The following is a 12584-nucleotide window of genomic DNA, read 5'->3' on the forward strand; positions in this document are numbered from 1 at the left end:
GGAATCGGTCTTCCGCTACCTGGTCGCCGGATGAGGCGGGGCAACGACTTGCACCAGCCCTTCCCTCCCCCCTGCGTGGGGAGGGACAGGGTGGAGGGTCGATGAATGGACAGCGTCCTCGTCATCGACGACGAGAAGAACATCCGCGCGCTTCTGGCCAAGGTGCTGAGCCAGGACCAGGTCGAGGTGTATTCGGCGGGGACGGGGGCCGAGGGCATGCAGATGGCCGACGAGCACGAGCCCGACCTGGTGCTGCTGGACCTCCGGTTGCCCGACACCAGCGGCCTGGAAGTCCTGCGCCTGCTCAGGGCCCGCCACCCGGAGGCCATCGTCATCATGATGACCGCCTTCGGCCAGGTGGAGAGCGCGGTCGAGGCCATCAAGTCCGGCGCCACCGACTATCTCGAGAAGCCGTTCGACCGCCTGGACAAGCTGCGCGTGGCCGTGGGTCGCGCGCTCGAGGAGTCGCGGGCGCGCCGCGAGATCCACCGCCTGCGCGAGCTGCAGGAGAAGATGTACGGCGCCGACCGCATGGTGGGGGACTCGTCGTTCACGCGCGGGCTGCGCGATCTGATCCGCCAGCTCGCGGCGAGCGAGGCCCAGACGATCCTCGTGCAGGGAGAGACGGGGACGGGCAAGGAGCTGGTGGCGCGGGCGCTGCACTACGGCAGCGCGCGGCGCGAGCTGCCCCTCATCGAGGTCAACTGCGCGGCGATCCCGGACACGCTCTTCGAAAGCGAGCTGTTCGGCCACGAGAAGGGCGCCTTCACCGGAGCGACCGACCAGAAAAAGGGGCGCTTCGAGCTGGCGGATGGCGGGACGATCCTGATCGACGGCGTGAGCGAGCTGCAGCCGTCGCTTCAGGGGAAGCTCCTGAGGGTGGTGCAGGAACGCTCGTTCGAGCGCCTGGCGGGCACCCGGACGATCTCGGTGGACGTGAGGATCCTGGCCTCGACCCAGGCCGATCTCGAGGCGCTGGTCCTGGCCGGGAGCTTTCGGAAGGACCTGTTCTACCGGTTGAACGTCATCCGTATCGAGATTCCGCCGTTGCGGGATCGACTGGAGGACGTGCCGGTCCTGGCACAGCAGGTCCTGCTCGAGATCGCGCGGAAGGCGGGCGCCCCGCCGAAGCGGCTGACGAAGGGGGCCCTGGACCGGCTGATCCGGCACGCGTGGCCGGGGAACGTGAGGGAGCTGCAGAACGTGCTCGAAAGCGCCGCGATCCTGGAGGACGGAGCGGAGATCCCGGCCGAGGCGGTCCGGGTCGGAGACGTCAGGCCCGCCTCTCCGGTCGCGGCGGCGGTGCAGAAGCTTTGTTCACTGGCCCAGATCGAGGAGGCGTACATCCGCGAAGTCCTGCGCATCACCGGCAACAACCGCAGCGAGGCGGCGCGGATCCTGGGCATCAACCGGAAGACCCTCCTCGAAAAACGCAAGCGATACGGGATTCCCTGAGGCTCGCGCTCGGCCCGCGGGACGGAAAGGACAGCTTCCACGATGGCGATGCCCAAGAAACAGGTCGAAACGTACAAGAAGCGCCTCCTCGAGAAGAAGAAGGGACTGTCGGAGGCGTACAACAAGAACAAGACCTACGGCAGGCTGACGGAGGACGAGGGGACGCAGGACCTCGCGGACAAGGCGTCGAGCGCCTACACGAAGGAGTTTCTCTACTCCCTCTCCAACACCGACCGCGAGGTGCTGCAGCAGGTGGACGCGGCGCTGCAGCGCATCGCCAAGGGGGCCTATGGCGTGTGCGTGGAGTGCGCAGAGGAGATCGAGAAGAAGCGTCTCGAGGCGGTGCCGTATGCCAGCCATTGCCTCTCCTGCCAGGGAAAGGTCGAGAAGGGGCTTCTGTAGGATCGGCCCCTCGGGACAGCGATGAAGATCCGCACCGTTCTCTACCTGATGTTCGGGGCGATCGTCGTCATCGTCCTGTCCATCCTCTACGGCACGAACAAGGACACACTCGACAGCCAGATCGTCTTCGGCCACGGCCTGCACATCCCCGTCTGGTTCGCGCTGCTCCTGGCGAGCGGTGTGTCCATGCTGGTACCGCTCCTGTTCGGCGTTCTGCGCGATCTGCGTCGCATGCTGCGTGATTTCAGCGTCAGGCGCCAGGCGCGCTCACGCCAGGAGGCGGAGGAGCTCTACCTGCGCGGCGTCGAGTCGATGCTGAACGGACGCGAGGAGAGAGCCCTCGAGCATTTCAACGAGGTGCTGGCGATCGACCCGAACCATTTCGAGGCCCTCCTGAAGGGAGGGGAGGTGCTGCGGGGACTGCGGCGCTACGCCGAGGCGATCGAGTTTCACCGGCGCGCCGCGCGCGTGAAGGAGGACGACCTGCACCCGCTCTACTCGCTGGTCTCCGACTACGAGGAGTCGGGAGCGCGGGAGAACGCCAAGGGTGTCCTGAATCGCATCATCGAGCTGAACCCCAAGCGCTCCCTGGCCGCCAGCCGGAAGTACCGGGCCATCTGCGTCAGCGAAGGCGCCTGGGAGAAGGCCTGGGAGATCCAGAAGCGCATCGAGGACCAGCTCTCCGACATGGGCCGCTCGCGCAAGGCGGAGAAGAAGTACCACCTCGGCATCCGCTACATGCTGGCGCAGAGTCTTCTCCAGGCCGGCAAGGCCCGCGACGCGGTCGGCATGCTCCGCCGGCTCGTCGCCATGGAGCCGGCCTTCGTCCCGGCCCCCCTCGCCCTGGGCAGGGCGCTCCTGGCTCTGCGGCAGCCGGAGGAGGCCGTCGAAGTGTGGGATAAGGCGTACGAGGCGACCGGCCACCCGATCTTCCTGAGCACCATCGAGGACCACTATCTGGGCCAGGAGCAGCCGCGCCGGGCGATCGAGGCGCTCAAGGCGGCGATCTGGAAGAGCAAGAAGGACATCATCCCCCGCTTCTTTCTCGGGAAGCTTTACTACCGTCTCGAGATGATCGACGAGGCGCTGCAGCAGTTCTCCCAGATGAAGGGCCGGGTGACCTACTTCCCCGCCCTGCACTACTACCTCGCCAAGATCATGGAGCGCCAGGGAAACATGCGCGAGGCCCTGACGGAGCTCGAGCTCGTTCTGCGTCAGGCCGAAGTGCTTAAAGTGGAATACATCTGCGCCACCTGCTCCCGCAAGCACCCCGCCTGGGTCGATTACTGCGAGCGCTGCGGAGAATGGAACAGCATCGTGGTCGATTTCCAGGAGGAGCGTCCGATCGAGGAGCTCGGCATCAGCACCGCCCCCGTCTACACCGCCGAGTCGGGGGAGGGGTAGCTGGCCGCCAACGCTCTCCCCGCGGTCCTCGTCGTCCTCGACGGCTGGGGCCACAGTGACGCCACCGAAGGAAACGCCATCGCGGCGAGCCGGCCGCGCTTCATGGAACGGCTCGCCCGCGACTTCCCCACGGGTCTGCTCGCGGCCTCCGGCGAAGCGGTCGGCCTGCCGCCGGGCGTGATCGGAAACTCCGAGGTCGGCCACCTGTGCCTCGGCGCCGGGCGTGTCGTCCTGCAGGACCTGTCGCGCATCAACCGCGCCATCCGCGACGGCGAGTTCGACCGGAACGAGGTCCTCGCGGAGGCGTTCGCCGCCGCGGCACGCGAGGGGGCGGCCCTCCATGTCGTGGGGCTCCTCAGCGACGGCGGGGTACACAGCCACATCGACCACTTCGAATCGATCGTCCGGTCGGCGGCCAGGCGCGGCGTGCGGAACCTCTTCCTGCACGCCTTCACCGACGGCCGCGACACGCCCCCCCGGAGCGCGCTTGCGTACGTGCGACGCGCCGAGTCGATCCTGCGCGAGATCTCCCTGGGACGCATCGCGACGGTCTCCGGGCGGTACTACGCCATGGACCGCGACACGCGCTGGGACCGCACCGAGAAGGCGTACCGGGCCCTGGTCCTGGGCGAGGGACAGGCGCATCCATCCGCCCTCGCGGCGGTCGAGTCCGGATACGCCGCGGGGCTTTCGGACGAGTTCTTCGTGCCGTCGATCGTGCGCGGATCCGCCACCGGTTCGGGGCGCGACACGCGCGTCCTGGACGGCGACGCCCTGGTGTTCTTCAACTTCCGCGCCGATCGCGCGCGCCAGCTCACACGCGCCTTTACCGAGACGGCGTTCGGCGGCTTCCCCCTGCCGGCCCGGCCCGCGCTCGCCCGGTTCGTGTGCTTCACGGCCTACGACCGCTCCTGGACCCTTCCGGTCGCGTTTCCGCCGCAACGGCTGACCGGAATCCTGGGCGAGGTCGTCAGCCAGGCCGGCCTTCCCCAGCTGCGCATCGCCGAGACCGAGAAGTACGCGCACGTCACCTACTTCTTCAACGGCGGCGAGGAGCACGTCTTCCCCGGCGAAGAGCGCTGCCTCGTCCCCTCGCCGAGGATCGCCACCTACGACACCCAGCCGGAGATGAGCGCCCCCGAGCTGACCCGGGAGGTCCTGCAGCGGCTCGCCCGGAAGCCCCGCCAGGTGGTCATCCTGAACTACGCCAACGCCGACATGGTCGGACACACCGGGAGGTTCGACCCGACCGTCGCCGCCTGCCGGGTCATCGACCGTTCCGTCGAGGCGGTGGTCGGGGAGACCCTGCGTCTCGGCGGCTTCGCGGTCGTGACGGCGGACCACGGCAACGCCGAGCAGATGATCGATCCCGCGAACGGGACGCCGGTCACGGCGCACACGATGAACCCTGTCCCGGTGCACGTGGTCGCCCCGGGGATGGAGGGGAAAAGGGTGCGGGAGGGGGGGCTTCTGTCGGACGTCGCTCCGACGATGCTCGCGATTCTGGGCCTGCGCCCCCCCGACGAGATGGAGGGCCGGTCACTGCTGGTGGGCTAGAAGCCGCGCGAACCAGCGAGGCTTCCGGCTCCCGGGAAGGGCCGGTTGAGGATCGTTGCGCGCGCCGCGGCACGCCTCCTCGAGGCGCTTGTCCCGGTGCTGTTTCCCGCCGACTGCCTGGCGTGCGGAAGGGCGCTCCCCTGTCGCCAGGAGGGGGGTGTCTGCGCGTCCTGCTGGGAGAGCCTGCCCTGGCTCCCGGGCTACCGGCCGCGCCGCGGCCCCCTGCAGGCCCTCCTCTGGGGGGCGGAGTACGAGGGGACGATCCGCCACCTCGTCCACGGCTTCAAGTTCGCCGACATGGACTACCTCGGCCCCGCCCTCGGCAGGCGCATGGTCTTCCGGCTCGCCCCTCTCATCTTCGCGGAGCGTCCCGATCTCGTCGTGCCGGTACCTCTGCACCTCTGGCGCCGCTATCGCAGGGGATACAACCAGGCCGAACGCCTGGCCCTCGCCATTGCCCGTCGCACCCTCCTGCCTCTGGACACGGCCGCCCTGAGGCGGCGCCGCGCCGGGCGCCGTCAGCTCGGCCTGTCGCGCAGCGAGAGGCTGCGGTCCCTGGCCGGATGCTTCGTGGCACGACCCGGACGGGCCCGCGGCCGCACCATCCTGCTGGTCGACGATGTCGTGACCACGGGAGCGACGCTCGAGGCGTGTGCCCGAGCGCTTCTCGCCGCCGGGGCCCGGCGCGTCATCGGGTGCGTCCTGGCACGCACGCCACGAAGTCGGTGAGCCGGACGCGCGCGAGTCCCCGACAACTCCGCCGAGCGAGGGCCGGCGGCGTCGCCCCGGTCAGACGCTCAGCTTGCGAAGGAACCGCTTGCGCTCGAGCTGCGCCAGGTGGGCGTAATAGGGACCGTTCTCGCGCAGAAGGCGGTCCCAGGTGTCGATGAACAGGACCAGCCGATCGACGCCGTCCTTGGGGAGCCACACACCGTGGTCGTTGATGCACTTGTAGATGGCCACGCCGGAGTTCGCCGAATAATTGACGGGCCGCATGATGCCGATGCAGTACGGGCACTTGACGATGCGCCGCGTTTCATCCTCCCCAAGACGGTAGGCGGGGGCCTCCGACCGCGAGTAGGCCGTGAGCCGCTTGACGCGGTCGGCCGGCAGCGACTTCGGCCCGATCTCGATGATCCACTTCAGACGACCCTCCTCCAGCCAGGTCCCGCCGCACCCGTCGCAGATCTCGACCGGTACATTGCAGTACCTCTTGGCGGCCATCGCGCCGCCGCAGCCCGAGCAGAACATCGAATCTCCTCCCGAAGTCGTGTTCATATACGACCAAAAGCCGTGTCCCGCAACGCCTTTCAGAGAATGTCCTGTCAGCATAATGCGGGGGCCCGCGCCACGCGCGCCGGGGTCGGCCGATGGTCGCGGGGGGGGCGGCCGTGCCCGCCGACGGCGGTTGTCCTTGCCGCGCACGCGAGGAGGTGACACAATTCCCGCGCCGGGAGCATGGCGCAGGTGCGAATCGAGACGAAACCATCGAGGGTCAGCCGCCTGCCGCGTCCATTTCGCCGTCGGCTCCGCGGGCGCGCGGCTGTGGGCGCGGTCATCACCCTCGTCACCTTCCTCGGATCCGTGCTGGCCGCGACCCTGGGACCGGTGGCGGGTGACCCGCTGCCGGCCCCTCTGCTCCTGCTGCTCACGCTGATCCGGGGATAGGAGCGTGTCCGAGGAGCCTGTGGGACCGCGGTTTGACAGCCCCCACATCCTGTCGTAGCATCATGGGGGCGCGCGGCCTTGTCGCCGCGCGTCGTTGTTTGAGGGCCGGTGCACCGGTATCCCCCGTTGTGGAAGAGAATCGAACTTGGCGATGAGGTGCGAGAGATGAATGCTTGTTCCCTTATGAAGCGAAGCGGGTCGGCCGCGCGGCGTGCGGGCGCGCTCGTTCCCCTGTCCCTGGCGCTCTCTGCGGCGCTCCTGAGCGCCCCCTCCCCGGCCCTCGGCGAGGACGCGGCCAAGCTGTACGTCCACATCGAGACGCCGGGACGGTTCTCGTACTCGGGCGACCCGACCCAGGTCTCGATTCTCTTCAAGAACGAGGGGACCGCCGCGTGGGTCAACCCGGGTCTCGACATCGAGGCGGGGTTTCAGGTGTTCGACAGCGACGGGAACAAGCTGGAAAGGGCGAAGGTGCCGGCGGCGTCCAAGGAGGGGCAGCCGAAGATCCTCGAGGCGAACGCCTACTTCGGGAAAATCGTCAACCTCAACGAGCACTTCCCGAAGATCTCCGGAATCGGCACGTATCGCATCACCTGGTCGGCCGCCGGCATTCCCGAGCAGACGCTGGCGACGCGCATCATCAGGAAGTACGACCCTTCGAAGGAGTACCAGGCGGTCATCGACACCGACTTCGGCAAGATCGTCATTGATTTCTATAAGGATCTGGCCCCGTTCCACACCCGGAACTTCATCGACCTGGTCAACCTGGACTTCTACAACGGCCTCCTGTTCCATCGGATCGTGAAGGGTGAGTCGATCTTCGGCGGCTCGCCGACGGCCGACGAGCGCGGCTCGCCCGGCTACAACGTCTCGCCCGAGCCGAACGGGCTCAAGGTCCTGCCGGGTGTCGTGGCCCAGGTGCGCAACTCGCAGACCGGCGCCGAAGAGTCGGGAAGCATCTTCATGATCGCCGCGACCGCACAGCCCGACATGGACGGGAGGGTCACGGTGTTCGCGCGCGTCGTCGAGGGACTCGACACCGTGAAGACGATCGCCAACGTGCCGACCGTCGGCAGCGCCCCGCGCTCCGCCAGCCGCCCGATCAAGGACATCGCGATCAAGAAGGTCGAGATCCGGGAGAAGAAGACGAAGTCCTGAGCCCGGGCCCGCAGGTCCTGACGTTCCCCCCCCGCCGCCCCAGGTGGTTCGTGCCGGCCGGCATCGCCGACAGGGTCCGTTCGGCGCATGCGGGCGACTTGAAGGCCCCGGAAGGGCCGATCTAACATGGGGCCACGCGACAGCGTGCGGAGGACCTGATGCGCGGCGCACTTGCGATCCTGGCGGCGGGCATGATCGCCGCGGCCCCGGTCATCATCCCAGAGCGCTCGTCGCAGGCCCTCGCCCGCGCCGACGAACGGCGCCCGGGGGCGCGTCCCGCGCCGAAGAGCGCCAACTACGATGCGCCGACCGAGCGCTGGCGCGAGGGACCGGTGCGCTACCTCCTGACGGGGGAGGAAGACCAGGCCTACCGTCTCCTGTCGACCGACGCCGATCGGACCGCCTTCATCCAGAAGTTCTGGGCCAGCCGCGACCCGGTCGCTTCGACCCCCGACAACGAATACCGGAGACGGTTCTTCGAGCGCGTGGCCGAGGCGAATGGACTGTTCACCGATTCCACCAAGCAGGGATGGAAGACCGACCGCGGCAAGATCTTCATCCTGCTCGGCCCCCCCGACGACCTCGAACAGGAACAGACCCGCAACGATTTCCTGCCGAACGTCGTCGTATGGACGTACCGCAATCCCCCCGGCGGCGAACGCATGAACGCCTTGCCGGTCGTGCGCTTCATCAGGGACTCGACCGGCGAGTACCGCCTGTCGAACGATGTCTTCATGCCGGGATTCGAGACGAGCGCCGGCATCACCTTCCAGATCCAGGCCATGCAGATGAAGAGCCTGCCGCAGCAGAAGACCTTGCTGGACACGATCGTCAGCGGGCGCGCCCCGGCCGACTCCGGCCCGTTCAGGACGCACGACGACTTCTTTCGTGTCCATGACGGCAGCACCTTGACCGTCCTCACTCTCGGCGTGAAGACCGACCTCCTGGCCGGCCGGCCCGAGGAGCGCGCCGACCTCCAGGCGGCGGGACACGACGCCGGAAGCGGCGCCGGCCCGTCGTCGGAAAACCCGGCGGAAGCCCGGTTCGAGGCTGTGGCCCGCCTCGTCGGCGCTTCGCCCGAACTGCCCACGTATGATTTCACCGGCCCCAATGGTCTGCGCTCGGGAGCGACCGGCCGGGTCCTCGATTCGTCCGGATACAGCATGTTCCAGGGGGCGCTTCCTCTCCGGCCGGGCACGTACACGGCCTACTTTGGTGTCGTCGATCGTCACGATGGCCGGGTGTACTCGTACAGGGAGAGTCTCGCGGTCCCGGACCTGCGCGCGGAACAGTTCCGGCTGAGCCGGATCACGCTCGCCAGCCTCCTGGAGCGCATCGAGGGGGGCGGCAACGCCTACACGACCCCCTTCGTGCTCGGCGACCTGCGCGTGCTGCCGCGCGCGGACGACGTGTTCAGGAACGGCGAGGAATTCGCCTTCTACTACCAGATCTACGGACCGGCGACCGATCCGATCGACGGGCGGCCCGACCTGGACGTCGAGTACCAGTTCTTCGTCGCCGAGCGGGACGGGGCGGGCGGCCTGAAGTTCGTGACGCTCGGCAAGCCGATCCGCCTCACCCGCCAGCGCAGCCGGGTGCAGGGGTACACGCTGCCGCTCCGGGACTGGCCGCCGGCCACCTACCGCCTTCGTGTCCAGGTGAAGGACAACCTGAACGAAGAGCGCTCCACCGAGGAGGTCTCGTTCCGCATCCTGTGAGCGATCTGCGGGCGGTCCCGGCGAACCATGGACTTCCGCGCGGGCTCAGGGTCGTCGCGCTCGGCGGCGGCACCGGCCTGCCGGTCGTGCTGCGCGGCCTCAAGCACGCGATCGCGGCCTGCGGGGGTAGCCTGACCGGCATCGTGAACGTGACCGACGACGGCGGGAGCAGCGGGCGCCTGCGCCGCGATTACCACGTCCTGCCGATGGGGGACATCCGCAACTGCCTCGTGGCGCTGTCGGAGAACGAGCCGCTGATGTCCGCCCTGTTCCAGTATCGCTACCGCGGCAAGGGAGAGCTCGGCGGCCACAGCGTCGGCAACCTGATCTTGACGGCCCTCGCCGACTGCCAGCGCTCCTATCTCAGGGCGATCGAGACCTCGGGCGAGGTGCTCAAGATCCGTGGCCGCATCCTGCCGGCGACGCTCGAGAACGTGGTGTTGCGGGCCCGCTTGAGCGACGGCCGCGTCATCCGCGGACAGTCGCGCATCGCCAGGAGCCCCGGGTCGATCGAGTGCCTGATGACGTCCCCGTCCCGGCCCGTGCCCGCGCCGGGCGTCCTGCGCGTTCTGCGCGAGGCCGATCTCATCGTCCTGGGACCCGGCAGTCTGTTCACCAGCATCCTGCCCAATCTCCTGGTGCGCGGCGTGACGCGCGCCATCGCCCGCTCCCGCGCGGTCCGCGTGCTGGTCGGAAACCTGATGACCCAGCCGGGTGAGACCTCCGGGTTCTCGGCCGAGGACCACGTCCTGGCCGTCGAGCGCTGCGCGGGCGCGGGTCTTCTCGACTACTACCTGACCAACGTCCGCCCGATCCGCTCCGCCCTGCGCCGGCGCTACGCCCGCGAGGGGGCGGAGCCCGTGCCGCTGTCCCCGGCGGCCGCGCGGCGCCTGGGGATCACGCTGGTGGAGCGCGATCTCGTGCGCGAGGAGCCCGGCGCCCGCCTGGTGCGGCATCACGAGGGAAAGCTGGCCCGCGCCCTGGCGTCGATTCTCCGCCGTCACGCGATCCGGCGGCTCCCCCGGAGAGGCGCGGACAGCGCGGTCGCGTCATGAAGCTCAACCTGAGCGATGAGCCGCTCACGGCCGAGCTCCTGGCCGAGGCGCTCGGCCGCACCGGCTCGGCCGTCATCTCGGTGAACGGCACCAGCATGCATCCGACCCTGCAATTCGGCTGGCGCGTCTATCTCCGGCCCGCGCACGGCGACGATCTGAAGGTCGGCGACATCGCGGTCTTCCGCGGCGACCACTACCTGGTGATTCACCGGCTCGTCTGGAAGGAGCGGGCGGGCGGCGCCGTGCGCCTGGTGTTCCGGGGAGACTACAACCGCGTGCGCGAGCGGGTCGACCCGGCCGCAGTCATCGCCCGGGTCGTGGCGGTCGAGATCCCGGGGAGGAAAAAAGGAATGGAGCGGGTCGTCGCCATCGAGCCGGACATCCTCGCCTACTTTTACCGCATCGGCTATGCCTTCGGTCGCATCCTGCCCCCGCTGGCCCCGAAACCGGTCGAGCCGGATGGCCGGATCGGGCCGTTCGGACGCATCGCGCGCGCCGCATTCGCCGGCATGGAGCGGGTTCTTTCGTTCTTTCTCCCCGAGAGACGGTAGGATTCTCCGCCCGCACGTCGATCGCCGCCGACGCCCGACCCGCAACCCCGTGTTCCCGCTGCCGTTTAGAGCGTCGTCAAGGCCCTGACGAGCGCGCCCCCCCTCAATTGTCCCGGTGCGCGACAGATCGATCCGAAAAATGCAGCCCGCTTCCTTGACTCTCGATCTTCGAAATTTATATTAACCCGTTGTATTGAGCATGACTTCCAGCACGACCCGCGCGGAGGAGCCGGAGGCATGAAGAACATCCTGGTTGCCGAGGACGACAGGAGCCTGCGCGACGGTCTCGTCCAGTCGATGAGCCGCAGCGGGTACAAGGTCCAGGTCGCCCAGAGCGGCAAGGACGCCCTCGAGAAGATCGAGAAGCAGGTCTTCGACCTGGTGATAGCCGGAAACCGCATCGGCGGCGCCGACGGGCTCGAGATCCTCCGCAAGGCGCGCGCGACGAACGCCGGCACGCTGGTCATCGTGACGGGCGAGAACGGCACCGGCGCGGTCGAGGCGATGAAGGGGGGCGCCTTCGATTATCTTCAAAAGCCGCTGTCGCTCGAGGCGATCGAGATGAAGGTCCAGAGGGCGATGGAGCACCAGAGACTGGTGGTCCGTCTCAGCTCGATGACCGAGCCGCTCTCCGATCCCTCCGATCGCTACGGCCTCATCGGAAACTCCTCCGCGATGCGCGACATCTTCAAGATCATCGACAAGGTGGCCGCCTCGAACGCCACCGTCCTGATCCAGGGCGAGACCGGCACGGGCAAGGAGCGCGTCGCCGAGGCGATCCATCGCAACTCCCCGCGTCACGACGCCGCCTTCGTGCGCATGAACTGCGCCTCGCTCCCCGACAACCTGCTGGAGAGCGAGCTGTTCGGACATGAGAAGGGGGCGTTCACCGGGGCCGACCAGATGCGCATCGGCCGTTTCGAGATGGCCAACGACGGCACTCTGTTCCTCGACGAAGTGGGGAACATGAGCGCCAACACCCAGGCGAAGGTGCTGCGGGCCATCCAGAACCAGGAGTTCGAGCGCCTGGGCGGCAGCCGCACGATCAAGGTGGACGTGCGCATCATCGCCGCCACCAACATCAACCTCGAGACCGCCATCAAAGAGGGGAGGTTCCGCGAGGACCTGTTCTACCGGCTCAACGTGGTCACGATCGGCGTGCCGTCCCTGCGGGAGCGGGTCGACGACATCGTGCCGCTGGCGGAGCACTTCCTCAAGCGCTTCGCCCGCGAGCTGCGCCGCCGCGTCACCGGCTTCTCCGCCGAGTCGGTGAAGCGCATCCAGGAATATCGCTGGCCGGGAAACGTGCGCGAGCTCGAGAACACGATCGAGCGCGCCGTGCTGATGTGTGACGGCGAAGCGATCAGGCCCCAGGACCTGACCCTGCTCGACCGGGAGCACACGCTCGGCATGACACCCGCGCTCGCCGTCGACCTCCTCAACCTCGAGCAGCTCGAGAAGACGGCCCTCCTCGAGGCCCTCAAGCGCAGCAACTGGATCCAGAAGGAAGCCGCCAAGCTCCTCGGCGTCAGCAGCCGCGTGATGAACTACAAGGTCCACAAGCACGGCATCACGCACGACCGCTGGAGCAAGAACCGCAACTAGACCCGCCGGAC

12 protein-coding genes are annotated in these 12584 nt (G+C 68.3%); 11 read left to right on the forward strand and 1 reads right to left on the reverse strand.

The window, feature by feature from the left end; genetic code table 11:
• Window positions 1-105: 105 nt before the first annotated feature.
• Genes VEW47_17295 through VEW47_17315 form a run of 5 tightly spaced genes read left to right on the forward strand, consistent with a single transcriptional unit; the run spans window position 106 to window position 5547 of the window.
• Complete coding sequence (locus tag VEW47_17295; GenBank protein HYS06934.1) at window positions 106-1455, forward strand: sigma-54 dependent transcriptional regulator; 1350 nt, start codon at window positions 106-108, stop codon at window positions 1453-1455.
• 48 nt (window positions 1456-1503) lie between these two features.
• A complete protein-coding gene (locus tag VEW47_17300) occupies window positions 1504-1857 on the forward strand; it encodes a TraR/DksA family transcriptional regulator (GenBank protein ID HYS06935.1) in 354 nt (117 codons plus the stop codon).
• Window positions 1858-1878: 21 nt separating this feature from the next.
• Window positions 1879-3261, forward strand: a complete 1383-nt coding sequence (locus VEW47_17305) for a tetratricopeptide repeat protein (GenBank protein ID HYS06936.1) — start codon at window positions 1879-1881, stop codon at window positions 3259-3261.
• Window positions 3262-4818, forward strand: a complete 1557-nt coding sequence (gene gpmI, locus VEW47_17310; GenBank protein HYS06937.1) for a 2,3-bisphosphoglycerate-independent phosphoglycerate mutase — start codon at window positions 3262-3264, stop codon at window positions 4816-4818.
• Window positions 4819-4863: 45 nt separating this feature from the next.
• Window positions 4864-5547: a phosphoribosyltransferase family protein gene (locus tag VEW47_17315; protein ID HYS06938.1), complete on the forward strand. Its 684-nt coding sequence runs from the start codon at window positions 4864-4866 to the stop codon at window positions 5545-5547.
• 60 nt (window positions 5548-5607) lie between these two features.
• On the opposite strand, the gene VEW47_17320 is transcribed toward VEW47_17315, so the two are convergent.
• On the reverse strand, window positions 5608-6069 hold the full coding sequence (locus VEW47_17320; protein ID HYS06939.1) for a zf-TFIIB domain-containing protein: 462 nt from the start codon (window positions 6067-6069) through the stop codon (window positions 5608-5610).
• A 207-nt stretch (window positions 6070-6276) separates the two neighbouring features.
• Between VEW47_17320 and VEW47_17325 the strand changes: the two genes are divergently transcribed.
• From VEW47_17325 to VEW47_17350, 6 genes are all read left to right on the forward strand, one after another.
• A complete protein-coding gene (locus VEW47_17325; protein HYS06940.1) occupies window positions 6277-6486 on the forward strand; it encodes a hypothetical protein in 210 nt (69 codons plus the stop codon).
• A 183-nt stretch (window positions 6487-6669) separates the two neighbouring features.
• Window positions 6670-7644 carry a peptidylprolyl isomerase gene (locus VEW47_17330; protein ID HYS06941.1) on the forward strand — a complete coding sequence of 325 codons (975 nt, stop codon included), beginning with the start codon at window positions 6670-6672 and terminating at the stop codon, window positions 7642-7644.
• Window positions 7645-7802: 158 nt separating this feature from the next.
• Window positions 7803-9362 (forward strand): GWxTD domain-containing protein, encoded by a 1560-nt coding sequence (locus tag VEW47_17335; GenBank protein ID HYS06942.1) that lies wholly within the window; start codon window positions 7803-7805, stop codon window positions 9360-9362.
• On the forward strand, window positions 9359-10417 hold the full coding sequence (gene yvcK, locus VEW47_17340; protein ID HYS06943.1) for a uridine diphosphate-N-acetylglucosamine-binding protein YvcK: 1059 nt from the start codon (window positions 9359-9361) through the stop codon (window positions 10415-10417). Before VEW47_17335 ends, yvcK begins: the two co-directional genes overlap by 4 nt.
• Entirely contained in the window at window positions 10414-10968 is a 555-nt protein-coding gene (locus VEW47_17345; protein ID HYS06944.1) for a signal peptidase I, read from the forward strand. The genes yvcK and VEW47_17345 overlap by 4 nt, the downstream gene beginning before the upstream one ends.
• 237 nt (window positions 10969-11205) lie before the next feature.
• The gene (locus VEW47_17350) at window positions 11206-12573 is read left to right on the forward strand and encodes a sigma-54 dependent transcriptional regulator (protein ID HYS06945.1); all 1368 of its coding nucleotides are present in this window, start codon (window positions 11206-11208) and stop codon (window positions 12571-12573) included.
• The last annotated feature ends 11 nt before the right edge of the window (window positions 12574-12584 follow it).

It is taken from the genome of Candidatus Dormiibacterota bacterium (genome assembly GCA_035635555.1).
Taxonomy (GTDB): domain Bacteria; phylum Acidobacteriota; class Polarisedimenticolia; order Gp22-AA2; family Gp22-AA2; genus Gp22-AA3.